Origin of the sequence: Serratia sp. CY76391, assembly GCF_052166695.1 — a bacterium.
In the GTDB taxonomy this organism is placed as follows: Bacteria; Pseudomonadota; Gammaproteobacteria; order Enterobacterales; family Enterobacteriaceae; genus Serratia; species Serratia nematodiphila.
Genome location: NZ_JBJNOJ010000004.1, coordinates 1 through 26,471 on the forward strand (window position 1 = coordinate 1; position 26,471 = coordinate 26,471).

Annotated in this window: 22 protein-coding genes and 1 pseudogene; 15 read left to right on the top strand and 8 right to left on the bottom strand. The window is 60.2% G+C overall.

Annotation, left to right across the window (positions count from 1 at the left end):
* The 9 genes from ACJ8PN_RS08405 to dhbA all read left to right on the top strand — a co-directional run.
* The coding region (locus ACJ8PN_RS08405; RefSeq protein ID WP_442534816.1) for an aldolase/citrate lyase family protein at positions 1 to 376 on the top strand (376 nt) is incomplete at its 5' end.
* Positions 376 to 1,881: a citrate lyase subunit alpha gene (citF, locus tag ACJ8PN_RS08410; RefSeq protein ID WP_351109860.1), complete on the top strand. Its 1,506-nt coding sequence runs from the start codon at positions 376 to 378 to the stop codon at positions 1,879 to 1,881. The genes ACJ8PN_RS08405 and citF, both read left to right, overlap by 1 nt.
* A 3-nt stretch (positions 1,882 to 1,884) precedes the next feature.
* Complete coding sequence (gene citX, locus ACJ8PN_RS08415; RefSeq protein WP_351109836.1) at positions 1,885 to 2,433, top strand: citrate lyase holo-[acyl-carrier protein] synthase; 549 nt, start codon at positions 1,885 to 1,887, stop codon at positions 2,431 to 2,433.
* Positions 2,414 to 3,298, top strand: coding sequence for a triphosphoribosyl-dephospho-CoA synthase CitG (citG, locus tag ACJ8PN_RS08420; protein WP_004940819.1), 885 nt, complete (start codon positions 2,414 to 2,416; stop codon positions 3,296 to 3,298). The genes citX and citG overlap by 20 nt, the downstream gene beginning before the upstream one ends.
* A 25-nt stretch (positions 3,299 to 3,323) precedes the next feature.
* Entirely contained in the window at positions 3,324 to 4,787 is a 1,464-nt protein-coding gene (locus tag ACJ8PN_RS08425) for an anion permease (RefSeq protein ID WP_015378437.1), read from the top strand.
* Positions 4,788 to 4,933: 146 nt separating this feature from the next.
* Positions 4,934 to 6,163 carry a bifunctional glucose-1-phosphatase/inositol phosphatase gene (gene agp, locus ACJ8PN_RS08430; protein WP_004940823.1) on the top strand — a complete coding sequence of 410 codons (1,230 nt, stop codon included), beginning with the start codon at positions 4,934 to 4,936 and terminating at the stop codon, positions 6,161 to 6,163.
* A gap of 161 nt (positions 6,164 to 6,324) precedes the next feature.
* Positions 6,325 to 7,017, top strand: coding sequence for a 4'-phosphopantetheinyl transferase family protein (locus ACJ8PN_RS08435; protein ID WP_442534817.1), 693 nt, complete (start codon positions 6,325 to 6,327; stop codon positions 7,015 to 7,017).
* Between the two features lie 189 nt (positions 7,018 to 7,206).
* Positions 7,207 to 8,397, top strand: a complete 1,191-nt coding sequence (locus tag ACJ8PN_RS08440) for an isochorismate synthase (protein ID WP_351109841.1) — start codon at positions 7,207 to 7,209, stop codon at positions 8,395 to 8,397.
* 100 nt (positions 8,398 to 8,497) lie between these two features.
* A complete protein-coding gene (dhbA, locus tag ACJ8PN_RS08445; RefSeq protein WP_048324264.1) occupies positions 8,498 to 9,256 on the top strand; it encodes a 2,3-dihydro-2,3-dihydroxybenzoate dehydrogenase in 759 nt (252 codons plus the stop codon).
* Position 9,257: 1 nt separating this feature from the next.
* On the opposite strand, the gene rarD is transcribed toward dhbA, so the two are convergent.
* The gene (gene rarD / locus ACJ8PN_RS08450; RefSeq protein ID WP_171454357.1) at positions 9,258 to 10,136 is read right to left on the bottom strand and encodes an EamA family transporter RarD; all 879 of its coding nucleotides are present in this window, start codon (positions 10,134 to 10,136) and stop codon (positions 9,258 to 9,260) included.
* A 139-nt stretch (positions 10,137 to 10,275) separates the two neighbouring features.
* Here rarD and alkB point away from each other — a divergent pair, with 139 nt between their 5' ends.
* Entirely contained in the window at positions 10,276 to 10,923 is a 648-nt protein-coding gene (gene alkB, locus ACJ8PN_RS08455; protein ID WP_016927095.1) for a DNA oxidative demethylase AlkB, read from the top strand.
* On the opposite strand, the gene ACJ8PN_RS08460 is transcribed toward alkB, so the two are convergent.
* Positions 10,906 to 11,841 carry a LysR family transcriptional regulator gene (locus ACJ8PN_RS08460; RefSeq protein ID WP_004940829.1) on the bottom strand — a complete coding sequence of 312 codons (936 nt, stop codon included), beginning with the start codon at positions 11,839 to 11,841 and terminating at the stop codon, positions 10,906 to 10,908. The genes alkB and ACJ8PN_RS08460 overlap by 18 nt on opposite strands.
* 86 nt (positions 11,842 to 11,927) lie before the next feature.
* On the opposite strand from ACJ8PN_RS08460, the gene ACJ8PN_RS08465 reads away from it, so the two are divergent.
* The gene (locus tag ACJ8PN_RS08465; protein ID WP_351109862.1) at positions 11,928 to 12,557 is read left to right on the top strand and encodes an alanyl-tRNA editing protein; all 630 of its coding nucleotides are present in this window, start codon (positions 11,928 to 11,930) and stop codon (positions 12,555 to 12,557) included.
* Positions 12,558 to 12,570: 13 nt separating this feature from the next.
* Here ACJ8PN_RS08465 and ACJ8PN_RS08470 read toward each other — a convergent pair whose 3' ends face one another.
* The gene (locus tag ACJ8PN_RS08470; RefSeq protein WP_004940831.1) at positions 12,571 to 12,813 is read right to left on the bottom strand and encodes a hypothetical protein; all 243 of its coding nucleotides are present in this window, start codon (positions 12,811 to 12,813) and stop codon (positions 12,571 to 12,573) included.
* Positions 12,814 to 13,023: 210 nt separating this feature from the next.
* Here ACJ8PN_RS08470 and ACJ8PN_RS08475 point away from each other — a divergent pair.
* Positions 13,024 to 13,128, top strand: a pseudogene (locus tag ACJ8PN_RS08475) (glycosyltransferase family 2 protein); the annotation flags it as partial.
* A gap of 110 nt (positions 13,129 to 13,238) precedes the next feature.
* Here the strand turns inward: ACJ8PN_RS08475 and ACJ8PN_RS08480 are convergent.
* From ACJ8PN_RS08480 to ACJ8PN_RS08495, 4 genes are all read right to left on the bottom strand, one after another.
* Positions 13,239 to 14,879, bottom strand: coding sequence for a Na+/H+ antiporter (locus tag ACJ8PN_RS08480; protein ID WP_016927100.1), 1,641 nt, complete (start codon positions 14,877 to 14,879; stop codon positions 13,239 to 13,241).
* 194 nt (positions 14,880 to 15,073) lie between these two features.
* Positions 15,074 to 17,413, bottom strand: coding sequence for a membrane-bound PQQ-dependent dehydrogenase, glucose/quinate/shikimate family (locus ACJ8PN_RS08485; protein ID WP_351109846.1), 2,340 nt, complete (start codon positions 17,411 to 17,413; stop codon positions 15,074 to 15,076).
* A gap of 457 nt (positions 17,414 to 17,870) precedes the next feature.
* Entirely contained in the window at positions 17,871 to 18,044 is a 174-nt protein-coding gene (locus tag ACJ8PN_RS08490; RefSeq protein ID WP_154219870.1) for a hypothetical protein, read from the bottom strand.
* Between the two features lie 495 nt (positions 18,045 to 18,539).
* Complete coding sequence (locus ACJ8PN_RS08495) at positions 18,540 to 19,427, bottom strand: helix-turn-helix domain-containing protein (RefSeq protein WP_351109848.1); 888 nt, start codon at positions 19,425 to 19,427, stop codon at positions 18,540 to 18,542.
* A 696-nt stretch (positions 19,428 to 20,123) separates the two neighbouring features.
* Here ACJ8PN_RS08495 and ACJ8PN_RS08500 point away from each other — a divergent pair.
* Positions 20,124 to 20,972 carry a helix-turn-helix domain-containing protein gene (locus ACJ8PN_RS08500; protein ID WP_346594122.1) on the top strand — a complete coding sequence of 283 codons (849 nt, stop codon included), beginning with the start codon at positions 20,124 to 20,126 and terminating at the stop codon, positions 20,970 to 20,972.
* 721 nt (positions 20,973 to 21,693) lie between these two features.
* Here ACJ8PN_RS08500 and ACJ8PN_RS08505 read toward each other — a convergent pair.
* Positions 21,694 to 23,607, bottom strand: a complete 1,914-nt coding sequence (locus tag ACJ8PN_RS08505; protein WP_442534818.1) for an aliphatic sulfonate ABC transporter substrate-binding protein — start codon at positions 23,605 to 23,607, stop codon at positions 21,694 to 21,696.
* Positions 23,608 to 23,886: 279 nt separating this feature from the next.
* Between ACJ8PN_RS08505 and ssuD the strand changes: the two genes are divergently transcribed.
* Positions 23,887 to 25,059: an FMNH2-dependent alkanesulfonate monooxygenase gene (ssuD, locus tag ACJ8PN_RS08510; RefSeq protein WP_021505843.1), complete on the top strand. Its 1,173-nt coding sequence runs from the start codon at positions 23,887 to 23,889 to the stop codon at positions 25,057 to 25,059.
* On the top strand, positions 25,059 to 26,438 hold the full coding sequence (locus ACJ8PN_RS08515; protein WP_442534819.1) for an FAD/NAD(P)-binding protein: 1,380 nt from the start codon (positions 25,059 to 25,061) through the stop codon (positions 26,436 to 26,438). Before ssuD ends, ACJ8PN_RS08515 begins: the two co-directional genes overlap by 1 nt.
* The last annotated feature ends 33 nt before the right edge of the window (positions 26,439 to 26,471 follow it).

Consider the following 26,471-nt stretch of genomic DNA (forward strand, 5'->3'; position numbering starts at 1 on the left):
TTGCTCGCTGCTGCAGGCGGCGCGCGCCGCCGGCATTCAGGCGTTCGACACCGTCTACTCCGACGCCAACAACGAGGCCGGTTTCCTGCAGGAGGCGGCGCTGATCAAACAGCTCGGCTTCGACGGCAAATCGCTGATCAACCCGCGCCAAATTGAGCTGCTGCACAACCTGTACGCGCCGACCGCCAAAGAGGTGGCGCACGCGCAGCGGGTGGTGGACGCCGCCGAAGCGGCGGAGCGGGAGGGGCGCGGCGTGGTGTCGCTCAACGGAAAAATGGTCGACAGCCCGGTGATTGAACGCGCCCGGCTGGTGCTGGAGCGCGCCGCGCTGTCCGGCTTACGGGAAGAACCGGCGCAGCACGGGGAGGAAGCATGATGAACCGCCAACAACGATTGATGACCTTCGCCAACCCGGCGGATCTGCCGGGCTATCAGGACGTGTCCAAAGCCAACCTGCAGGCGCGCAAACCGCGCGATCTCAAGCTGTGCGACTCCTTGCAGGAAGCGGTGCGCCGCAGCGGGCTGCAGGACGGCATGACCATTTCCTTCCACCATGCGTTTCGCGGTGGTGATTTGACGCTCAATCAGGTGATGGAGACGCTGGCGGCGATGGGGTTCCGCAACCTGACGCTGGCCTCCAGCTCGCTGACCGACTGCCATGCGCCGCTGGTTGAGCATATCCGCCACGGCGTGGTGAGCCGCATTTACACCTCCGGGCTGCGCGGCCCGCTGGCGGACGCCGTTTCGCGCGGCCTGCTGGCGGAGCCGGTGCAGATCCACTCGCACGGCGGCCGGGTCAACCTGATCGAGTCCGGCGAGCTGAAGATAGACGTGGCCTTCCTCGGCGTGCCGGCCTGCGATGAGTTCGGCAACGCCAACGGCTACAGCGGTGAAGCCTGCTGCGGCTCGCTCGGCTATGCGCGGGTGGACGCCGAGGCGGCGGGCACCGTGGTGCTGCTGACCGAGCAGCTGGTGCCGTATCCGCATCATCCCGCCAGCCTGGCGCAGGATCGGGTGGATCTGATCGTGCAACTGGAGCGGGTGGGCGACGCCGACAAAATCGGCGCCGACGCCACGCGCATGACCTCGAACCCGCGCGAGCTGCTGATCGCCCGCCGCGCCGCCGAGGTGATCGCCGGTTCCGGCTACTTCACCGAAGGGTTTTCGCTGCAAACCGGCACCGGCGGCGCCTCGCTGGCGGTGACCCGGTTCCTGGAGGACAAGATGCGCGCCCGCGGCATTTGCGCCGCGTTCGCCCTCGGCGGCATCACCTCGACCATGGTTGATCTGCACGAGAAAGGGCTGATCGGCAAGCTGCTGGACGTGCAGAGCTTCGATCGGGCGGCGGCGACCTCGCTGGCGCGCAACCCGCGCCATATCGAAATCAGCGCCAACCAGTACGCCAATTTCAGCTCCAAGGGCGCCTCGGTCGATCGGCTCGACGTGGTGGTGCTGAGCGCGCTCGAGATCGACACCGGCTTCAACGTTAACGTGCTGACCGGCTCCGACGGCATGCTGCGCGGCGCGTCCGGCGGCCACTGCGACACCGCCGCCGCCGCGCGGCTGGCGATCATCGTCGCGCCGCTGGTGCGCGGGCGCATCCCGACGCTGGTGGAGCAGGTGACCACCTGTGTCACGCCGGGCTCCAGCATCGACATTTTGGTGACCGACCACGGCATCGCCGTCAACCCGGCGCGGCCGGAGCTGGCGCAGCGCCTGCGGGAGGCCGGGCTCGAGGTGGTGAGCATCGACTGGCTGCGCGCCCGCGCGCTGCAGCTGACCGGCGAACCGCAGCCGATCGCCTTTACCGACAAGGTGGTGGCGGTGGTGCGCTACCGCGACGGCTCGGTGATCGACGTGGTGCATCAGGTGGCGGAGTAACCGATGGCCGCCGTCGATCCCCAACTGGCCGCCGAACGCGCAGTCAGCCTGCCGGAACTGCTCACCAGCCGCGAATGCCGTCAGGCGCGCCAGCAGGCGTGGCTGGCGCAACACGAGTGCACGCTGCTGGTGCTGACGCTGGTGGTGCCCGGCCCGGTGAAGGACAGCGCGCTGACGCGTGGCATCTTCAACCTCGGGTGGGCGGCGCTGCTGCGGCTGTGCGCCGAACAGGGATGGCCCAGCCCGCAGGCCGAGGCGCTGGCGCTTTCCACCGGCTGCGAAGGGTTTGTGGCGCTGCGCGCCGATGCCCTGCGGGTGAAGGACTGCGCCATGCAGCTGGAGGTGAGCCGCCCGATCGGCCGGCTGTGGGACATCGACGTGCTGGATACGCAGGGGCGCATTTTGTCGCGCCGCGATATCGGCCTGCCGGAGCGGCGCTGCCTGCTGTGTGGCCAACCGGCCAAGATCTGCGCCCGCCAGCGGCGGCATAGCAGCGAGCAGCTGCTGCATGAAATGGAAAGGATGTTCAACGATGCGATCTCTGCCGATTAACCTGCCCGCCCGCCGTGCCGAACCGGCCTGCGACTTCGCCCGCGCCGCCTTTCGCGCGCTGCTGGTGGAAGTCAACCTCACGCCCAAGCCGGGGCTGGTGGATCGCCATAACACCGGCGCCCACCGCGATATGGATCTCGGGCATTTCTACCGCAGCGCCCGCGCTATCGGTGTGTGGCTGCCGCGCTTTATCCAGCGCGGGCGCGAAGACGCGGCTCTGCCGGCAGAACAGCAGCTGGCGCGGCTGCGGCCGCTCGGCCTGGCCTGCGAAAACCAGATGTTTCGCGCCACCGGCGGCATTAACACCCACAAGGGCAGCGTGTTCTCGCTCGGGTTGCTGTGCGCCGCCTTTGGCCGCCTGCAGCAGCAGGGGCGCGCCATCGGCGCAGCGGCGCTGTGCGCCGAAACGGCGGCGATGTGCCGAGGATTGGTGGACCGCGAGCTGCGGCGCAACAACGCCGGGCAGACCGCCGGCCAGCGGCTGTTCGCTGCCTACGGCCTCAGCGGTGCGCGCGGCGAGGCGGAGGCCGGTTTTCGGCTGGTGCTTGACGGCGCGCTGCCGCTGTATCGGCAACGGCTGGCCGCCGACGGCGACGAACAGCGGGCGCTGCTGGACAGTCTGCTGTGGCTGATGGCCCACAACGGTGACACCAACGTCGCCTCGCGCGGCGGCATGCACGGACTGCGCTGGCTACGGCGCCGGGCGGCGTTGCTGCTGGCGCAGGGCGGTTCGGCCGGGGAGGCGGGCCTGGCACGCCTGCGGCGCTTCGATGCCGACTGCATCGCCCGCAACCTCAGCCCCGGCGGCAGCGCCGACCTGTTGATAGTGACCTGGCTGCTGGCGCAGCTGGGTGCCCAAGAATAATAACCAAGCCTTCAGGAGAGTCCCTATGTCCCAAACCCAGGAAAAGATCTGGAAAGCGATAGCGCCGCTGGCGGTGCTCGCGATCCTGTTATTGATACCGGTGCCCGACGGCATGCCGCCGCAGGCGTGGCACTATTTCGCCATCTTTGTGGCGATGATCGTCGGCATGATTCTGGAGCCGATCCCGGCCACCGCCATCAGCTTTATCGCGGTGACCGTCAGCGTGCTCAGCGCCAACTGGGTGCTGTTCGGCGCGCAGGAACTGGCGGAGCCGGGCTTCAAGGCCGGCAAAGAGGCGCTGAAATGGGGGCTGGCGGGCTTCTCCAGCACCACCGTTTGGCTGGTGTTCGGCGCCTTTATCTTCGCGCTGGGCTACGAGGCCACCGGGCTGGGGCGGCGCATCGCGCTGTTCCTGGTGAAATTCATGGGCAAGCGCACGCTGACGCTGGGCTATGCGGTGGTGATCATCGATATCCTGCTGGCGCCGTTCACGCCGTCCAACACCGCGCGCACCGGCGGCACCGTGTTCCCGGTGGTGAAAAACCTGCCGCCGCTGTTCGACTCTTTCCCTAACGATCCCTCCTCGCGCCGCATCGGTGGTTACCTGATGTGGATGATGGTGGTCGGCACCAGCATCAGCTCCTCGATGTTCGTCACCGGCGCCGCGCCGAACGTGCTGGGCATCGAGTTCGTCGGCAAGATCGCCGGGGTGCACATCAGCTGGATGCAGTGGTTCCTGGCGTTTCTGCCGGTCGGCCTGCTGCTGCTGATCATCGCGCCGCTGATCTCCTACTATCTGTACAAGCCGGGCGTGACCCACAGCAGCGAAGTGGCCGCCTGGGCGGATACCGCGCTGGGGGAAATGGGCAAGCTGACGCGCAAGGAATACACCCTAATCGGCCTGGTGCTGCTCAGCCTGTGCCTGTGGGTATTCGGCGGCAAGGTGCTGGATGCCACCGCGGTGTGCCTGTTGGCGGTGTCGCTGATGCTGGCGCTGCACGTGGTGTCGTGGAAAGAGATCACCAAATATTCCAGCGCCTGGAATACGCTGGTTAACCTGGCGACGCTGGTGGTGATGGCCAACGGCCTGACGCGCTCCGGCTTTATCGACTGGTTCGCCCAGACCATGAGCACCCACCTGGACGGCTTCTCGCCGAACATGACGGTGGTGGCGCTGGTGCTGGTGTTCTACTTCGCCCACTACCTGTTCGCCAGCCTGTCGGCGCATACCGCTACCATGCTGCCGGTGATCCTGGCGGTCGGCAAAGGGTTGCCGGGCGTGCCGATGGAGCAGCTGTCGATGCTGCTGGTGCTGTCGATCGGCATCATGGGCGTGCTGACGCCGTACGCCACCGGGCCGGGGGTGATCATCTACGGCTGCGGCTACGTGAAATCGAAAGACTACTGGCGCCTGGGCGGCATTCTCGGCGTGGTGTACATCGCCGCGCTGCTGCTGATTGGCTGGCCGATCATGAGCCTGTGGTACTGAGTTGACGCACAGCGGCCGCCGCCCGGCGGCCGCTGGTACGATCTTTTCCCGTGAGCCCTGTCACACACTTGTCACACTAACCCCGCCATCATACGCAGGCAAACGCTAACACCTTAAAAATAATCATTTTCCGGGAGCCTCTGCGGATGAGAAAAAAAACGTTATTGCTGTGTCTGCCCTTGTTATTCACCGGGAACGCGCTGGCGGAAGCCGGCGGTTATCAACTGGAACAGGTGCTGGTGATGAGCCGCCATAACCTGCGCGCGCCGCTGGCCAACAACGGCAGCGTGCTGGCGCAGTCCACGCCGAAGGCCTGGCCGGCCTGGGAAACGCCGGGCGGCCAGCTGACCACCAAGGGCGGGGTGCTGGAAGTGTATATGGGGCACTATTTCAACGCCTGGCTGAAGCAGACCGGCCTGTTGCCGCAAGAGGGCTGCCCGACCGCCGGCAGCGTGTACGTCTACGCCAACAGCCTGCAGCGCACGGTGGCCACCGCGCAGTTCTTCAGCAACGGCGCGTTCCCGGGCTGCGACGTCAGCGTGCACCATCAGGACAAGATGGGCGAGATGGATCCGACCTTCAACCCGATCATCACCGACACCGGCGAAGCCTTCAACCAGCAGGCGCTGGCGGCGATGAACGCCGCGCTGGGATCGCTGAAGCTGGACGCCTCTTATCAACAGCTGGCGAAGATCATCGATTACAAGGATTCCGCCGCCTGCAAGACCGACAAACACTGCGATCTGACCAAAGAAGCCAGCGTGATGAGCGCGGTGCCGGGCAAAGAGCCGGGCGTCTCCGGCCCGCTGCGGGTGGGTAACTCGCTGGTGGACGCCTTTATGCTGCAGTACTACGAAGGTTTCCCGATGAAAGAGGTGGCCTGGGGCAAAATCGTCACCCCGCAGCAGTGGAAGCAGCTGGCGCAGTTGAAAGACGGCTATCAGGATTCGCTGTTCACCTCGCCGGTGGTGGCGCAAAACGTCGCCAAGCCGCTGCTGACCTACATCAACAACGCGCTGCTCGGCGAGCGCAAACCGGACGCGCCGAAGCTGACGGTGCTGGTCGGCCACGATTCCAATATCGCCTCGTTGCTGTCGGCCATGCAGTTCCAGCCGTATCAGCTGCCGCAGCAGTACGAGAAAACGCCGATCGGCGGCAAACTGGTGTTCCAGCGCTGGCGCGACGCGCAGAACAGCCGTGAATTGCTGAAGATCGAGTACGTCTATCAGTCCACCGAACAGCTGCGCAAGGCGACGCCGCTGACGCTGCAAACCCCCCCGCAGCGGGTAACGCTGGCGCTGAAAGGCTGCCCGATCGACAAAGACGGTTTCTGCGCCTGGAGCGATTTCGAAAAGACCATGAAGGGCATCTTGTAATACTGAGCCTCTCTCCCGACCGCGGGGGAGAGGCCTCTTCCCATCCCGGCTAACGCGCCGCCGTGCCGGCCTTAACGCCATTTATTTTGTCCAGAGTCATTGTTGCAGGCCGTTTCGGGGGCTAACATCATCAGCCTGCCTGCTTATCATGGATACCGCCGTTGCCCACTTTTATCCGCAATATCAACTTTTTCACGCCGGACGGCTATCCGGGCCAGGTGGCGCGCTGCCATTTTGCGCTGGCGGATTACCGCGATGAGAGTTATCCCGAGGCAGGTTTTACGTTGCCAGGTCATCTGGCGCGCGCGGTGCCGAAACGCCGCGCGGAGTATTTGGCCGGGCGTGTTCTGGCGCGCCAGCTGCTGGCGCCACTCGGTTTTGCCGATTTCACCCTGGCGCGCGGCGAAGATCGCGCGCCGCAGTGGCCGCCGGGCATCGCCGGGGCGCTGAGCCATAATTCGGATACCGCGCTGTGCGCCGTGCATCGCGAGAGCGGGCTGGGCGGCGTTGGGCTGGACGTGGAGACGTTGCTGTCCGTGGAGCGAGCTGAGGAGCTGTGGAGCGCGATCGTTTCACCGGCGGAGCGCGAGGCGTTGCTGGGCGAAACGCTGCCGTTCAACGCGCTGCTGACGCTGACGTTTTCCGCCAAAGAGAGCCTGTTTAAGGCGCTGTATCCACAGGTGCGTTGTTACTTCGATTTTCTTGATGCGCGGATGACGGCCGTGGATGTGCAGCGGCAGACGTTCGTATTAGAGCTGCTTAAGACATTGACGCCGCATTGCCCCGCCGGGCGCCGGTTCAGCGGGCGTTTTTGGCGTGAAGGTGACGACGTCACGACCTTTATTTTTTGCTAAAACACAATAATAACAATGTGTTATCTCTTTTCGTGCCGTAACGCGGATTTGACGCAGCGGGCGGAAAGATTCATTCATCGGAGATTGACCCACGGTGGGGAACCGGTGTAATTTACCATCCCTTTACAGCTAATGATAACTATTCGCATAAACATTATCATTGGTGAGGCGCAACAAAGGAGTGGTCTTGTGGCGACACTGACGACAGAAAACCAAACCTTCCCCGGGTTTGCGTACGCCGAACAATCGACCTTTTTGTACCGGTCCGAATTCCGTTCACTTTCCGCCGACGGCGTGTTCGAGCGCATTGAGACGCCGGCGTTCGGCGGCGAGCAGGAAGACAGCGCGCTGGCGCAGCATATCCGCCAGGCGTTGGCGCGCGCCAAAGCCGCCGGCCAGGCCGCACCGGTGGTGGTGGGCGCCATTCCGTTCGATACGCGCCGGCCTTCCAGCCTGTACGTGCCTGAAAACTGCCAGTTTGTCGCCAACGACAGCTTTACCCGCGCCGCGCGCCCGATGCTGCAACAGCCGCATCGTCTGGCCGCCTGCACCAGCATTCCGGACGAGCCGCGCTTCAAGCATGCGGTGGCGGAAGCGGTCAGCCGCTTTAAACAAGGCAAGCTGGACAAGGCGGTGCTGTCGCGCATCCTCGACATCGAGCTGGAGCAGCCGGTGGCGGGCCACCAGATCTTCAATAACCTGATGGTGCAGAATCCGACCGGATACCACTTCTCCCTGCCGCTGGCCGATGGCGGCGTGCTGCTCGGCGCCAGCCCGGAGCTGCTGATCCGCAAGCAGGGCGGCGAAATCCACACCAATCCGCTGGCGGGGTCGGCGCGCCGTCAGGACGATGCGCGGCAGGATCGCCTCGGCAGCGAGCGCCTGATGCGCTCGACCAAAGACAAATACGAACACAAACTGGTGATCGAGGACATTCGTCGGCGCCTGGCGCCGCTGTGCGCCAGCCTGAGCGTGCCAAGCGGCCCGTCGCTGCTCAGCACCGGCACCATGTGGCACCTGTCCACCCGCATTCGCGGCGAGTTGCTGAATCCGGCGCTCAACGTGATGCAACTGGCCTGCCTGCTGCATCCGACGCCGGCGCTGTGCGGCTTCCCGACCGAGAGCGCCCGCCAACTGATCGCCGATCTGGAGCCGCACGATCGCGGCCTGTTCAGCGGCATCGTCGGCTGGTGCGACGCCAACGGCGACGGCGAGTGGGCGATCGTCATCCGCAGCGGCCTGCTGCGCGGCAACCGGGTGCGGCTGTTCGCCGGCGCGGGGATCGTCGCCGCCTCGACGCCGCAGTCCGAGTGGATGGAAACCGCTGCCAAACTGGGCACCATGCTCAACGCTTTCGGCCTGAACAGCGGCGCGCTGTAGGGCCACTGTGCGGCGCAGCGCGCCGCATCACATGCTTTTCGCAGGAGACAACGATGAACAACAACATGACCCGGCTGTGCGCCCGGATGGCGGTGCGCGCATGAGCATTCAGATGGATTTCACCGGCAAACGCGTGTGGGTGACCGGCGCGGCGCGCGGCATCGGCGAGCAGATCGCCCGGCATTTTTTGACGCAGGGCGCCGAGGTGGTGGGGTTTGACCGCGAGTTCGCCAACCCGGATCTGCCTTACCCTTGCGTGACGCTGGACATCAGCCGGCCGGAGCAGGTGGAGGCGGTGTGCCGCCAACAGCTGGGGGAGAACCCGCGACTGGACGTGTTGGTCAACGCCGCCGGCATTCTGCGCATGGGCAATACCGAAGATCTGAGCGTGGATGACTGGCACCAGTGCATCAACGTCAACGCCTCGGGGGCGTTTTACCTGTTCCGCGCCGTGCTGCCGCACTTCAAGGCGCAACGCAGCGGCGCGATCGTCAGCATCGGCTCCAACGCTGCGCACGTGCCGCGCGCGCAGATGGCGGCCTACTGCGCCTCCAAGGCGGCGCTGACCAGCCTGAACCACTGCGTGGGGCTGGAGATGGCGCCGTTCGGCGTGCGCTGCAATCTGGTGTCGCCGGGCTCGACCGACACGCCGATGCAGCGCGGCATGTGGCAGACCGACGATGCGCAGCAACGCACCATCGCCGGCTTCCCCGAGCTGTTCAAACTGGGGATCCCGCTGGGTAAAATCGCGCGTCCGGACGAGATCGCCAACGCGGTGCTGTTCCTGGCCTCGGATTTGGCCAGCCACATCACCATGCAGGACATCGTGATCGACGGCGGCGCGACGCTGGCCGCCTGAGTCAGACCCGCTGGCGGCGCAGCAGGTGTTGCGCGCCTTCCGCCGCCAGCAGCAGCACCGCCAGCCAGATCGCCAGATAGGTTGGCCATTCGCTTTGGCTGATGCTCTCGCCGAGCAGCAGCGCGACGATCACCAGCAGCACCGGTTCCACATAGCTCAGCAGGCCGAACAGGCTGAACGGCAGCAGGCGGCTGGCGAGGATATAGCACACCAATGCCACGGCGCTGATGACGCCGAGCAGCGGAATGCGCCAATACAGCTCGGTATTGATCGGCAGCGCCGCTGCGCCACCGTCGCCGAAGGCGAACCAGGCCGCAGCCGGCAGCATCAGCGCCAGCTCGCACCACAGCCCGCCGAGATTGTCGGTGCCGAAACGCCGCCGCAAAATAAAGTAGAGCGGATAACCCAGCGCCACCACCAGCGTCGGCCACGACACGCCACCCGCCTGATACAGCTCATTGCCCACCCCCACCATGGCGCATGCCACCGCCAGTTTTTGCAGCAGCGACAGCCGATCGCGGTAAATCAAACGGCCCACCAGCACCATCGTCAGCGGCAGCAGAAAATAGCCGAGCGATACGTCGAGCGCCTTGCCGTGCAGCGGCGCCCACAGGAACAGCCACAGCTGCACCCCCAGCAGCGCCGAGGTGAGCAGCAGACCCAGCAGACGCGTCGGCCGTTGGCCGATCCAGGCCAGCGTGTCGCCCACCTTGCGCCAATCGCCGGACAGCGCCATGAACAGCGTCAGGAACGGCAGCGTCAGCAGCGTGCGCCAGCCGTAGACCTGCTCGCCGTTCAGCGGGGTGAGGGTAGAGGTGAAGTAATACATCGCGCCGAACAAGATGGAGGCGACGACTGAAAGAGTGATGCCCTTAATCACACGCATTCCTGGTGAGTGATTGATTTTATGGCGGCTACTGTAGAGAAATTTGCCGCCAACGACAATGGCGCCGCCGGGCGCTGGACAATCGGCGGCGGCGGGTTACAATGGGTACTGTGTATTCATACAGGTTTTGGCGATGACAATCGATCTTTTTGAAGACGCGCTGCCGCCGCCGTGGCGCGAAGAGATCGCCCCCGGCGCGGTGGTGATGCACGGCTTCGTGCGCGATCACGGGCCGGCACTGCTGGCAGCGGTGCAGGGCGTGGTGGCCCAGGTGCCGTGGCGGCATTTGACCACCCCCGGCGGGCACGTGATGTCGGTGGCGATGAGCTGGTGCGGCAACGGCTGGACCAGCGACAGCCGGGGCTACCGCTATTCGGAACGCGACGCGCGCAGCGGCAAACGCTGGCCGGCCATTCCGCCGATCCTGATGGCGCTAGCGGACGAAGCTGCGCAGCAGGCGGGCTTCGGCCCCTTCGTGCCGGATTCCTGCCTGATGAACCGTTATGATCCGGGCAGCAAGCTGTCGCTGCATCAGGATAAAGACGAACACGACTTCGGCGCGCCGATCGTCTCGGTGTCGCTCGGGCTGCCGGCGGTGTTTCAGTTCGGCGGCCTGCAACGCAGCGACCGGGCGCGGCGCATTCCGCTGGCGCACGGCGATGTGGTGGTGTGGGGCGGCCCATCGCGGCTCTGTTTTCACGGCATCCTGCCGGTCAAGGAAGGCTACCACTCGCTGGTGGGGCCGCACCGCATCAACATCACGCTACGCAAGGCGCTTTAGCTGCGGCTCCTGCGCCAGGCAGGCGACGAGATAGTCGATAAACACCCGCAGTTTGGGCGGCAGATACTGGTTGGGCGCGTAGAGCAACCACAGGCCGCCGTGATAGCTGCTGAGGAAATCCCATTCCGGCAACACCTGCACGATCTCGCCGTCGTCGAGCGCCTGGCGGGCGGTAAAGTACGGCAGGCTGCCGATGCCGATATGCCGTTTCACTGCGTCCAGCCGCACACCGGTGTGGTTGGCGGCGTAGCGGCCGCGCACGTTGACCGTCACCGTTTTGCCGCTGCGGCGGAATTTCCATTGCGCGTCGCTCGGCGTTTCCCCCAGATAGATGCAGCTGTGCGCCGCCAGATCGTGCGGATGCTGCGGTGTGCCGTGCTGCGCCAGGTAGTGCGGCGTGGCGCACAGCAGATGGTCTATTCTCATCAACTGGCGGCCGATCAACCCGGGCGACGGGCGATCGGTAATACGCAGCGCCAGATCGACCCGATCGTCTATCAAATCCATGTAGCGATCTTCCAGCCGCAGCCTCACGTCCACCTTCGGGTAGCGGCGCAGGAACTCCGGCATGTGCGGATGCAGCACGAAGCGGCCCACCGCTTTGGGTACGCTGACGCTGACCAGCCCTTCGGGCTCCGCGGCGCCGCGCCCGCCGATCGCCATGACCGCGTCGGCCGCCGCCAGCAGGGTGCGGCAGTGCGCAAACACCTCTTCGCCGCTTTCGCTCAGCCGCAGTTTGCGGGTGGTGCGGTGCAGCAGCTGCAGCGTCAGCGCCTGTTCGAGCTTCGCCACGCTGCGGCTGACGGCGGAAGGCGAAGCGCCCAGCTTGCGGGCGGCGGCGGAAAAGCTGCCGCTCTCTACCACCTGAACGAAAACGGCCATTTCGGCCAACAGCGCGTAAGAAAGATTTGTGCTCATAACGCAAAAGTCCATTGTGATGGCGGCGGATTATCCTCCGATTATGGCATGAATATAATGGCTCTCCGAACCGAGGAGAAAAAATGATGACCGAGCGACGTTATTACTACAGCGACGATTTACAGGGCCAGGCGCGGGTGTTGAGCTGTGCGCCGGCCGAGGCGGGCGCTTACGCCGTGGAACTGGACGCCACGCTGTTCCACCCGCAGGGCGGCGGCCAGCCTTCCGATGTGGGGTTGTTAGGCGGCGTTACCGTGCTGCGGGTGCAGCAGCAGGGGGATACCGTGGTGCACTTTACCGCCGCGCCGCTGCCGAACGGACCGGTTACGATGCAAATCGATGAAGCGCAGCGTCGGCTGCACGCCCGCTGGCACTCCGCTGGGCATCTGATCGGCTGGTTGGGCGAAACCCGGGGCTGGCGGCCGGTCAAGGCGCATCATTGGCCGGGGGAAGGGCGCATCACTTTCGCGCCGGGACCGGATGCGCAGACGATAGAAGTGGACTTTTTGCAGGCGGAGCTGATGCGTTTGATCGCCGCCGATCTGCCGCGCCGCCAGCAGGCGGTGGACGGCCTGCGCCAGGTCGGCTTCGGCGAGCTGCCCGCCTACGGCTGTGGCGGCACCCATGTCGCCGCGCTGGGTGAGGTGGGCGCGATCGCGATTACCGGCCTAAAGATGAAGAAAGGGCAATTGAACGTGCAATATGAGCTGGGTTGAATAAGGGGGCGGCTCAGCGCCCGGCCTGTCGCAGCTGGGTGCAGAATGCGCATTGGCATCCCGCCACCGGCACCGCCGCGCAGCTGCCGATGCTCACCGGCTGGGCGTCCATGGCGTGAAAGCCGTAAAACAGATTTTCGATGTTTTGTTCCGCCACCCGCGCCTGCTCCGGGCGCGGTTCGGGCACTTTCGACTGAAACGCTGCGGCCTTGCCGGCCAGCAGGCTGAGAAACAACAGCGACAGCTGGATTTTCATCGTCGTCTTCCTTTGCTTTTTTGATATGTTATAACAAAACCAAAACGCCGCCAAGCGCCGCTCTCGCGCTCGGCGCCCGCCAGCGCGTGAGCCGGTGCGGTGAACGCCCGAGTCGAATCCAGCTTTCTCTTTGATTTCATTGAAATTGATAAAATAGTCAGATGCCATCATCCAGGGCATGACAGGGCAGCCAATATTCTAAATACTTAAATTTTCAGCGGCGCCTGGAAAGCGGGCCGGGTCGGGGCCGTGACCGGCGTTTACGCGGCGTCCTACCGCTTTTTGAGGTATTTCAAGGCGTGGTACCACAGATAGCCGAACGGCGGGCGTGGCGTGAGCTCCCGTTCGGTTGCGGTGCGCGATTGCGGCTTTGGGCCGGCAACCGCGCGCCGAAGGCGGGGGACGAACCGCCTTCATCTCCTCGTTTAAACGCTGTCTTCAGCGATCAGCACCTCAGTAATATCAATGCGATGCAGCAGCTTTCTCTGTTTCTCATGGCTGATTTTCTTCATGCGGCGCAGCCGGTACAGCTCTTCTCTTTCCGCGTGCAACGAGGCTAAGTACAGCTGCTTTTCCAGCCGCTTCAGCGCCACGATATTCTTAACGTCTTCTTTGGTCAGAATTTTACGTTGCAGCACGTCCAGCATTCGCCGCGTCGTTTCTTCAATCAGCTCCGGCGTAGCGTCGTCCGGCGGGGCGACGAGCAGCTTTTCCTTGGTTTCGTTAACGGCTTTGGTCGCCGCGCTCGCCAAGGCTTCTGAAACGGAGAAAGCCTCTTCCTGATCTTCTTCCGGCGGCAAATTGCCGCGCAACAGGAAGGGCAGCGTGACGATGCCGACGACGATCGACAGCAAGATGACCCCCGAGGCGATAAACACCAGCTGATACCGCCCCGGGAATGGCGAGCCATCCAATAGAAACAGCGGAATTGACAGCACGCCCGCCAGGGTCACCGCCCCTCGCACCCCGGCAAAGGCGGCGACGAACAGATCGCGCGTGCTGAATTTCGAAAATAACAGCGGATCTTTGCGCATCAGGGTCGCGCTGCCGACCTTCATCAGCCACAGCCAAATCAAACGCACGGCGATCAAACTAAAATAGATGATCACCACGTAAGCCAGCAGCGTCTCCAGGCTGATGGAATGATCGATACCGGTTTGCGCCACGGTGAAGTTCAAGATGCCCGGCAGCTGCAACCCAAGCAGAATAAACACCATGCCGTTAAACACGAACTCGAGCATTTCCCAAATATTATTGGTGCGTAAACGCACCAGCGGCATGCTGCGATTCACTTTGGATTGGCCAATCATCATGCCGGCGCTGACGGCGGCCAGGATGCCGGATACGCCGATTCTTTCCGCAATCAGATAGCAGGAAAAGGGCAGTAACAGCGAGAAAATAATCTGGGTGGCGGAATCGTTATACATCCATTTATGGATGAACTTAACCATTTGATTATAGAGAAAGACAATAATGATGCCGCACAGCACCCCGCCAATCGATACCTGTAGAAAAGTCAGAAAGGCGCTCTCCAGGGTAAACGCCATCGCGCCGAGCGCGACAGCGATGGAGAAGTTGAGGGAAACCAACCCGGAGGCGTCGTTCATCAGCGCCTCCCCTTCGATCACGCTCATCACGGGTTTGGGCATGCGTCCTTTACCGACGATGCCGGACAGCGCCACGGCGTCCGTTGGCGACAGAACGGCGGCCAGGGCAAACGCGGCGGCGAGGGGGATTGACGGGAGCAGGAAGTGAATCAGATAACCCACCCCGACGACCGTGATGATCACCAGCACCAAGGCCAGACAAAGGATTTCTCTGCCGTAATGGATGAACTCTTGTGCCGGCGTTTTCCAACCGTCGGCGAACAGCAGCGGGGGAATAAACAGCATCAAGAAAAGCTCGGGATTGAAGTCGATATGCAACCCAAACTGCGGCCAGGCCAAGACGGCGCCAACGATGATTTGCATCAGCGGAAGCGGGATTTGGAAGGGCAATATGCGCGTCACGACGCCGGACAACGAGACGGTGAGCAGTAAGATCAATATGGTGAAGAATGTTTCCATCGTGAACCTTTTGTGGATTTAATTTTTCTCGCCGTTATCAAACGGTTTTTCTGCATGCCGCCCCTCAGGCGGACTCGTCGGCCAAGGCTAAGCAGCGGCCATGGCGGCCGCTGTCGATAAAGAAAGCGCAGTTGAGCAAGGCCGGTCTTCGCCCCGCTTGCCTGTGGGATGGCGCAGGCAAACGGGGCAAAGGGTTAAGGCAGCGCAAACGCCATCACGTAATCGCCGGTTTCTGACGAATGCGCGGCGCCGCCGACCACAATAACGATGTATTGCTTGCCGGTTTTAGGCGAAACGTAGCTCATCGGCGTCGCGCTCGCGCCGACCGGCAGCGCATATTTCCAGACTTCTTTGCCGGTGCTGCTGTTATAGGCGCGCAGATAATAGTCCTGGAAGCCGGCGAAGAAGACCAGGCCGCCGGCGGTCGTCATGGTGCCCGCGTAGGTGGGCATGCCAACCGGCATCGGCAGATGCGATCTGATGCCCAGTGGCCCCATTTTTTCGGCGGTGCCGGCCGGTATCTGCCAGGCAATCTTCTTGTTTTTGTAATCGACGGCGGTGATCGTGCCGTAAGGGGGTTGGTTGCAAGGCACTTCGAGCGGCGACATCCACATCAACGTGATCATGCCGTATGGCGTGCCGATCATGGGAGAAGGCCCGTGGCCATCGATCACTTTTTGCGGGTACTGTTTCGCGACGCGTTCATAGTTGTCGCGCGCCACTAACCAAAACACATTCGGGATGCGCACATCGTTCATGTAAGCCATATGGTTCACAGGATCAATCGACATGCTCCCCCAGTTGAGTCCGCCTAAATTGCCGGGCTGCTCGAGCGTTGGGCGGGTGCCGATCGGGGTCATGTCGCCCTGGTAATTCATCTGTTTGAACAGGATGCGGCAGGCCATCTGGTCAAACAGGGTGGTGCCCCACATTTTTTCTTCGGTCAGGCGTTCGGCGCCAATGGTCGGCATGCCGACGGAGAACGGCTGGGTTGGCGAGAGCCGCTCTTCCTCTGCGGCGCCTTGGGTCGGCACGGCTTTCTCTTCAACCTGCGCCAGCGGTTTGCCGGTCTCCCGGTTCAGGTAGAAAATCTGCCCGCGTTTGGTGCCGAGCAAAAGGGCGGGCACCGGGCGATGTTGCTCATCAAAACCGTCCACCAGCGCGGGTTGGGATGCGAGGTCATAATCCCAAATGTCGTGATGCGTGGTTTGGAATTTCCAGCGCTCACGGCCTGTTTCAATATCAATGGCGACCAGGGCAGAGTTGTACTCATCCGAATTTTCCGGGCGATTCATGCCGTAATAGTCGGGCGTTGCATTGCCAAGCGGCGCATACAACAAGCCTAATTTGTCGTCATAGGCGGCGGTGGTCCACATATTCGGCGTGCCGCGCGTATAGGTGCTTCCGGCAGGCGGAGCCTTGGTGATGCCCGGGTTGCCTAAGTCCCACGCCCAGTCCAACTCGCCGGTTTTGGCGTCGAACGCCCTGATGACGCCGGAGGGCTCGCCTTTCATTACGTTATCGATAACCCAGCCGCCGACGATAATTTTCCCTCTGGCGATGGTCGGCGCCGAGGTTTGGAAGTAATAACCCGGCTTGACTTCCCCCATATGCTGGCCGAGATTCACCTCACCGTTTTGACCGAAGGCGGGGCATTTCTGGCCCGTTTTGGCATCCAGCGCAATGAGGCGGGCATCGATCGTGGTGTGAACGATCGTTTTCTCGCACAGCGCGCCTGGCGCAACATCTTCATTTTTGTAGTAGCCAAGCCCGCGGCAGCGTTGCCAAACGGGGGAGGTGGAATGCGAGTCAAATTTCCAGCGCGCTTTACCCGTATCGGCATCGATAGCGGTGATAAGACCGTTGGGCGTACAGCTATACACCACATCATCAATCGCGAGCGGGGTGTTTTGGTCCACGCCCGGCCGGAAATCGCCGGTGCGATAAACCCAGGCGAGTTTCAGGTCTTTGACGGTTGAACGGTTCACCTGATTGAACGGCGCGTAGCGCGTTCCTTCCGTCGTGCGGCCATAGGCGCTCCAATCGGCAGTCGCATTGTCGCTTTTGCTCTCGATAAACGTCACGTCGCCAGCAGGGGTAATTTCGCCATGGGGAAAGAAGGCGCCGATAAAGAAAGCGACAAAGGCCACGGATAATGCCGAACCGGCGATGTAAGCCTGCTTTTGACTCTTGGCGCCGTGCAGGTATGAGGGAAGTAAAAACGCGGCGATAATAGAGAGGCCGGCGGGTACCAGCAGGCGAGGGAACAATGCCCAGTAGTTAAGCCCCGATTCCCAAAGCGCCCACAACAACGTCATCAAAAACAGCAGGCCGGTTAAGTAACAAGCCGATTTGCTGTGCTTGGGGACCAGCACTGCGGCGGCGATGTAGCCTATCCCGGTAATGGCATAGTAGAACGATCCGCCGAGGGCGATCAGCCAAATTCCCCCCACGGTTAACGCGACGCCAGAAAAAATCAGCAAGCAAAAGAACGTGATTATTGCGGCTCTCTTACCAAACGATGTTCTAATCATATGTTTTCCTTTGACTTTTAAATCCACATTGGATCACCATCCCATCGCTGCCAACGCATGAAAATGCAGGCGCGAAAGGCAAGGCATTTCCCGCCTTGAGACTTTTTATTCTTTAACGCTTTAGGGGCATTGAGTTGTCGTTTTGATATCCATTTCAACAGTGGCCATTGCGGCTTGGATCAGTCGCCAGACCAAGATAAGGGTTTTTTATTGGGCGATGACAGAACGCGCGCGATAAAAATAACCATCAACATTTTTATTTAATACCGGGTTGTAACCGTCTCGCAGAGATACGGTTTTGAGTGCGCTGGGCAATCCGATATTTTATAGCAGTGATAAGCGCATTGAATGAAAGAGCCTCTCTGGACTAATCATTTAGAGTGATGATGAATGCGGAACTGCTTTTAATCACGAGGTTGCGTAGAGGTTTACCCTGCGTTGAGTTCAGGATGAAACGTCATTCTTTATCAAGCCGATGTCGATAGAAGCGGCGAAAAAAATGATTCAATGCCATTCTTTCTCCATCGACATAGACAATATAACCTTTCCCGCGTTCGCCGACGGTGACTTTTTCAACATTAACATTAGGATAGTGTTTTTTTAGGTTTTTAGACCATACTTGGATACTCATAATTCTATTTTCCTGACGCGCTTTATTCTTGTTTAAGGCATATTGATAGCACCCGTAAAAATAAGTCTCGTGGAAATAAAATATCGTCACTACCTGGGGATGTCTACAAGCGTGCGGGCGGGGTAAAGCGAAAAATGCCGGTTGCGCTCAGGCAGGGTATTTAACGAAAATGCAATAAAAACAATGAGTTGCCCAATCGGTCGCACAAAAAGCAAATGTGGGTAACACATTGATATTTAATGTTTTGGTACGTAAGTCATATCGAAGTCAACGCTTTACGGATAAGCGGTTATTCCTTGTGGGGGCGAGAAAATCTCATCTTGGCGCGATCTTTAGGGAGGTATTGACACGTTTTCCAATTAGATAAGTCTTAAAGTTGGTACTTTGCGGCGAGTGGATAATGAGTGGTTTTGAGCCTAAATTCATCATGACTCTTTATTGATAAATATAAATTATTACCCTTTTTAATAAATAGCAACGCCGATAGTGACAAGGTTAGCGCTCTGGCCCAGGCGCTACCTCTTTCTCTCTGTGCTTGATAGGGAAGACAATGGGGATATAGGTCTTCATCTCTATTCTATCGCCGCCTTTGGGGGTGATAATTTCAATGAGAAAGCGATCGATCATGCCAACTTTATTTATCGGGAATGATTTGGTGTAGATACTTTGCGTGAATTTTTGCGCCTCATCGCTTGCGCCATCAAAACTGAACTCTGCAAAAAGTTGCATGTCTTTTTTTCCCTGGGCGTCGGCCAGGGAGGCAAGCACGCTGCCAAGACAGTCTTCTTCAGGAATATAGAGGGTCTTCAAATAGATGCTGACGTAATTCTCTTTCTTGATGCTCGCGCCAAAATTGAAAAAGTTAATCACGCCGCTATCCGTTTTTTTCATGTTATCAATTGCCGCCAATCGCAGCGCGGAAACCGCAGGATGGAAGTGATATATTTCTGCATCAACGCCATCCCCTGAATCGTCGAAAAACTTTGGCAGGTGCACATAGCGATGCTCGGGAATGCCGTCGAGAAACAGCAATGGGATGGCGGAGGACACGTCCCACGATTTACTTTTGCGATAGTGCATCGGCGAGGTTCTGAATTGCTTGCGGAAGGCTCGTTCAAATGATTGATATGACTGAAAATTTAGCGTTTTAACGATATCGGAAATAGAGAGGTTCGTCGCTTTCAACATAAATGCGGCGCGAATGAGTTTTCTGCCCCTCACATAGCTTCCGAAAGTCATCCCTGTTTCATCTTTAAACGCTTTTTGGATATGCCCGCGTGAATATCCGCTTTTTTCTGACAGCATCTCAACGGTGAGCTTCTCATTGAACCCACTTTCTTCCACCCAGGCGAGCAGCTCCTCAATGACTTTGGTTATAAACATGCAGGAGCTCCCTTTTAGTTAACTGCCTAATGGTTGCGTTGGGTAAAATAACGCGTTATCGGTATTCAGCGATAAGCCCCCAATTTATCCATTCTTTTAGGCAATATCCTGAGTATAGAACGCTTGCAATATTAACGCGGTAAATTAAAAAAAATGTACTTAAAAGTGTCATTTACCAAATAGCAGCGTATGGCAAGAAGTCTAACGTGAAGGGGGGCATTTTTGATTTTGTTAATTTATTGATTTTTATTGATTTTTATTGGAGTGCCAAGGTAAGGGGAGAACAATTTTTGCTCATTGATAGATAAAAACTCTATATGACTGTCAATTTATTGACAGTAACATCTTTTCGAATCGGAATAATTAACTATTCTATGTTTAAGAGTGGGTGGTTAAGCGGAAAATAGGCAGGCAAGGCATTGCGTAATTAAATGATGGTTAATCCAAGGGGGCGTCAAGGGTAATGATATTCAGAGAAGCGTATGTGTGCTTTATTTTCACGAAAAATAGCGTTTGCTATTTATCTTCTGGCTGTGGCCTGCGCTTTTTGAGGCAGAATAAACGCTGAGCGTTGTTCTGTCTTGGCGTCCGTGGTTTATCAGCGTTTTTCCACACGACTTCTTTGTGAATCTCATCTTGTGCGAGAGGTGAATCGGCATCTTTCGCCCTGGAAATGATTTTTGTGCAATGTGATGTGTGGATATATTTGAACGGATATGGGAATGCCATTCTTCGAAAGAAAGCAAGTCGGACAGCTTTTGGTTCCGCAAGAAGAGAGATGCATTCAATAATAAAAATAGCAAGATGACAGGCTTTACTATGGATTGTTCTAACAAGTTCAGACGCAATATTTTAGATGAGATAATCGCTATCATTGAAAAAGCCATTGATACACAAAGCCATGTATCAATAAGGGCACTATCCATTAAGTCAGGGTATTCCATCGGGCATTTACAGCGGATGTTCTATTTGTATGAAGGGATGAAGATAGGGACCTATATCAGAAAACGCAGACTAAGCCGTGCGACGTTATTGCTGAAATGTACCGATCTGAAGATCTATGAAATCGCGTTGCTTTCCGGATTTAGTTCTCAGCAATCATTTAGCCGTGCGTTTTCAAATCAATTCGGTTGCCCGCCGAGAACATTCAGAACCCTGTGCGATTGGCCTTTTCTCAATTATCAACCGATTATTGGCTTCGATAAAGAGCCTTTCCCCAGCAGCATCGTGTACTTGAATTTGCATGAGTATTACGAGAAAAAAAGGATCGTGCAACTGCTTTCGCCGATAATCAGCCGGGGGCAGATGAAGGTAAACGTAAAGAATCCAATAACCTGTAGCCTGTACAACGCATCGGCAAAGTACATTGCGATCAGACGCAATGAAAAAAAGATGAGCGAAAACGAGTTCATCCTATCGCTCTATGAGGGGGTGTTGGCTTCCCTGGATATCTTCATCACGCAAAGCGTAATCTTTAAAATTCACGATCACTGCCCAGGTGAAAAGGAAAACGTCAGCATGTGGTATTTCATCCCGATAAAATGAGCTTTGTTTATCGCGCGCGGCAGAAGGTTGCCTGATCACAACGGAAAGCTTTGGTTATGCCATCGATATTTTGATGGCGCCCTCCCGTCAACCCCCCATAAGCCTGTTTCCGTCAACGGAACGGTTGGCGAGGAAGAAAAAAAACCGACCGCGAGGGTCGGTAAGCATGGGGTATTCAATAGGTATGACAATACTACAATTAAATAATAGCGCGTGTTTGGTCTTTTTCTTTACCGAAAAGTGTTATTTCACGGAGCAATGGGCCCGGCATACGCACATCCTCTTTTACAATAAGACTGGGGGCCGTGACGTGCAGGCGTCATGAAATGAAGATAAAAAAAGCCGGCGATTAACGCCGGCCAATGAAACATCGACAATCTCTCTGAGATGCACGACCTCTACACGGTAAATAAGGCTATGCGGTTGCTATTTAACCCTGCCTGCTGCGCTTTTTTTTACCAAAAAGAGATATTTTGGGCAGGCGAGGAAAGGAAATAAAAAAGCCGGTCGGACGACCGGCGAATGCGAAAATAACAGGGTAACGTTAATTGAAAGTGCACATAAAATGATAGCGAATTAATCCTAGCACTGACATCGGCAGTATATTTTACCTAAAAATGTCTTTGCGGCATTGGCATTACCGCCCGGCTCTGACGGCGGAATGAGTTTGTGCGAGAGGAGAAAGGGCGGCCGATACTGCGCCCCCGAAGCCAGGCTAAGATCACAGCGGCCAGACCGCCTCGCGCACGGCGATCGCTCTGGGCAGCAGCCCGAGGGCGTAGAAGCGGTCGGCGATGCTTTGCTGCTGGCGGATCACCTGCAAATCCATGGCGCGGATCTCGTGGCTGCGGCGCGACAGCGCGAGTTCCAGCGAGGCGCTCGCCAGCCCCAGTTCGTTGGAAAGGTGACGAGCGGCTTCTCTCGGCTGCGCAGTGATGTAGCTGCCGGTGTGCTGCAATGCTTGCATCAGCGGCCGCAACAGATCGCCCGAACGCTCGGCGAAGTCGCGGCGCGCCAGGTAGAATTGCTGATTGAGCACCCGCTGGGTGCCGTCGGCGATCACGCGCAGTTCCCCGCTGCGCTGCGCGTCGCTGAGCAGCGGATCCCACATCATCCAGGCGTCCACCGCCTGCAGGTCGGTCGCCGACAGCGGATACTTCGGCGGCGCGTAGACGATACGCACGTCGTTCAACGTCAATCCCTGTTCGTCCAGCATCTGCAGCAGTAAATAGTGCACGTTGGAGCCTTTGTTGAGCGCGATGCGTTTGCCGCGCAGATCGGCGGCGCTGCGTATCGGGCTGTCTTGCGGCACCACCATCGCCACGCTCTGCGGCGCCGGCGGCTCAAAACCGACGTACACCAGCGCATTGCCCTGTGCCTGGGCGAAGATCGGCGGCACTTCGCCGGTGGTGCCGAAGTCTATCTCATCGCCGTCGAGCGCGTGCAGCAGCTGCGGCCCGGCGGGAAACTCGCTCCACAGCACGCTGATGCGCTGTGTGGCGAAGAGCTGTTCCAGGCTTTGCCGCGCCTTGAGCACCCCGAGGTTGCCGAACTTTTGATAGCCGATGCGCAGTTCGCGTTCGGGCAGCGGCGCTGCGCTGATGGCCGGTGAATGTGAGGGGGCGCCGGCGCTGCGGCGGCGCGATTTGATCAGACCAAGATGCGCCAAATGGGTGCGCAGGGTATTGCGGCTGACGCCGAGCAACGACGCCGCTTGCAGCTGGTTGCCGCCGCTGCGTTCGAAGGCGTTGCGCACCAGCGCATCCAGCACCCGTTGGTAAAGCTGCGCGCTGTCGCCTTGCAACTGCTGCTGCACAAAGCGATCGATGGCGTCATCGCCGCCGCTGTCGTTATCCGTCAGGCGATGGGTGAGCTGCAGTTGCTGCGGGGCGATCGCCCCCTCCTGGCTCAGCAAGACCGCATTATGCAGCGTGTTCTCCAGCTCGCGCACGTTGCCGGGCCAAGGGTAGTCCAGCAGCGTCTGCTGCGCTTCTGCCGTCAACCGCGGCAGTGGCCGTTCCAGACGGCGGGCGTACAGCGCAAGAAAATGTCTGGCCAGCACCGGAATATCGTCCGGCCGCTGGCGCAAGGGCGGTAACGTCACCGCCGCCACGTTCAGGCGGTAATAGAGATCTTCTCGGAACCGCCGTTGGCGAATCGCGCCGGCCAGATCGACGTGGGTGGCGGCGATGACCCGCACATCGATCTTCAGCGGTTTGCGCGAACCGACGCGGGTGATCTCCCGTTCCTGCAGCACGCGCAGCAGCTTGACCTGCAGCGACAGGTTCAGCTCGCCGATCTCGTCCAGCAGCAGGGTGCCGCCTTCCGCCGCTTCGAACCAGCCCTGATGAGTGCCGACGGCGCCGGTGAAGGCGCCTTTCTCATGGCCGAACAGTTCGGCTTCCGCCAGGCTTTCCGTCAGCGCGCCGCAGTTGACCGCCAGGAAAGGTTGATGGCGGCGCGCGCTGTGGTGGTGCAGATAGCGCGCCACCACTTCTTTGCCGGTGCCGGTTTCACCGACGATCAGCACGGTGGCGTCGGTGGGAGCCAGCCGATCGAGCACGCTTTGCAGAGCGAGCGACGCCGGATCGATCAGCACCGGTTTGTCGGCGGCGAACGGTTGAGGATCGTACATGGGCGTCTCCTGTCTGACGGCGATGGGGAAAAAAATCTTATCCCAGCCAATGAGCCGCCGCGAGAGGATAAAAGGCGCACGGTGCTGCATTGGCAACAGCTTTCCGCCGCCGCCTGCTGCCAATGCAGCAGCGTTTTGACGTCGATATCTCATCAATATATTGATATGCATTGGTTTTTTTAAATCTGCAATGTGGCACGCATCCTGCTTTTCTTTTTATAACCAAGCAAAGTTTTTCTATCGATAAATAATGAAAATAGTTATATAGGAAAGGCATAAATGACTGAGTCAGTGAAAGATCGCATCAACGTTTTCTGGTTTCTGCCGACCCACGGCGACGGTCGCTATCTGGGCACGGCGCAGGGCGGGCGCCCGGTGGACCTGCCTTATTTGCAGCAGGTGGCGCTGGCTGCCGACAACCTCGGCTATTACGGCGTGCTGATCCCAACCGGTAAAAGCTGCGAAGATTCCTGGCTGGTGGCGGCGGCGCTGGCGCCGATCACCCGCCGGTTGCGCTATCTGGTGGCGGTGCGCCCTGGCCTGCAGCCGCCGAGCCTGGCGGCGCGCATGGCGGCGACGCTGGATCGGCTGTCGGACGGGCGCCTGCTGATCAACGTGGTGACCGGCGGCGATCCGGTGGAAAACAAAGGGGATGGCATCTTCCTCAGCCATGCCGAACGCTATGAGGTGACACAGGAATTTCTCACGGTGTATCAACGGCTGTTGCAAGGGGAGAAGGTGGATTTCAGCGGTAAGCATATTCGCGTCGAAGGCGCCGAATTGCTGTTCCCGCCGGTGCAGGAAAACGGCCCGCCGCTCTATTTCGGCGGCTCATCGTCGGAAGCGATCGACATCGCCGCCGGGCAGATCGACACCTACCTGACCTGGGGCGAGCCGCTGGCTCAGGTGGCGGAAAAGCTGGCGGCGGTGCGCCAGCGCGCCGAGCGGCAGGGGCGTAAACTCAGCTATGGCATTCGCCTGCACGTTATTGTGCGCGAAACTGAAGACGAAGCCTGGGCGGCGGCCGAGCGACTGATTGCGCATCTGGATGACGACACCATCGCGGCGGCGCAGCAGATCTTTGCGCGCATGGACTCTACCGGCCAGCGCCGCATGAGCGAGCTGCACGGCGGCTCGCGCGAGAGTCTGCGCATCGGCCCCAACCTGTGGGCCGGCGTTGGCCTGGTGCGCGGCGGCGCCGGCACCGCATTGGTGGGCAATCCGCAGCAGGTGGCGGCGCGCATACGCGAGTATCAGGCGCTGGGCATCGACAATTTCATCCTTTCCGGCTATCCGCATCTGGAAGAGGCTCACCGCTTCGCCGAGCTGGTGATGCCGCTGCTGCCGCTGGCGCAGTCGGCTCATCAGACGGCTCGCACGATCAATACCGGCCCGTTTGGCGAAACCATCGGCGGCGATCGTCGTCCCGGCCCGGCGCAGCGGGAGGGCTGATGGCGAAGCGTGCCCATATTATCGTTATCGGCGGCGGTTTCACCGGCGCGGCGCTGGCGATCCAGCTGGCGCGCGGAGCGGTGGATGTCACGGTGATCGAACCGCGCGCCGCGCCGGGCTATGGCGTGGCGTATTCGACCACCGAGCCGACTCACCGCATCAACGTTCCGGCCGATAGGATGCAGCTGGCGGATGAACCGGCGGGGGATTTTGACCGCTGGTTCCGCGAGAGCGGCGGGCTGGCAGCCGATCCGCAGGCGTTGTGGCGCGACGGTAAAGCCTATCCGCAGCGCGGCGCCTTCGGCCGCTATGTCGAGGAACGTTTTCATCAGGCGGCGCAGTCGGGCCAGGCCCGCTTGCGGCACCTGCGCGATCGGGCGCAGCACCTGCAGCCGCAGGCGCAGGGCGCGTCCGTCATCACCGCCGGCGGCGAACGGCTGTGGGGCGACTATGTGGTGTTGGCGACCAGCCATCCACCGCCCGCGCTGCCGCGGCAGATCGCCCCGGAACTGGCGCGCGACGCGCGTTTGATCGCCAATCCCTGGGCGGAGGGGGCGCTGGATGAGATTGAACCCGATGAATCGTTGGCGATCGTCGGCAGCGGGCTGACGATGGCCGATGCGGTGGCGGCGTTGCACCGCCGCGGGCATCGCGGGCCGATTACCGCGTTCTCTCGTCACGGCTTGCTGCCGCGTGCCAATGCCGAAGGGGAGTACCCGACGTGGTCGTTTACCCCGCCATCCGGACTGCGTGACGGGGTGCGGCAGGTGCGCCTTGAGGTGGCGCGCGCCGCTCGGCAACGGGTGCCGTGGCAGGCGGTGTTGGACGCGGTGCGCGCCCAGGGCCAGAGCCTGTGGCAAGCGTTGACGCCGACCGAACAGCAGCGCTTTCTGCGGCATCTGCGCGCCTATTGGGACGTGCACCGCTATCGCCTTGCGCCGCAGGTGAGCACGCTGCTGATGGAGCAACAGGCAGCGGGCACGCTGCAGGTATTGGCCGCTCGTCTGCGGCGGGCGGAACCCACGCCGCAGGGCGTGCGCTTGACGATTCTGCCGCGCCAGGGCGCAGAGCGGGCGCTGCAGACGCAGCGGTTGCTGATCGCTACGGGGCCGGCTCATGCCGGCCTGATCGCTGCCAGCCCGTTGCTCAGTTCGCTGGCGGAGCAGGGGGCGCTGCGCGCCGATCCGCTGGGATTGGGGCTGTGGGTCAATGCCGACAGCCAGGCGATCGGCGGCGACGGCCTTGCCAACCCGCGCCTGCTGGTGGCCGGCCCGGCGGCGCGCGGCCGCTTCGGTGAACTGATGGGGCTGCCGCAGGTGGCGGAACACGCCCAAAGCGTCGCGCAATACCTGCTGGCGCGATGTCCGGCTGCAAACTGATCGTCCATTCCCGTTTTTAACACCCTAAGACCC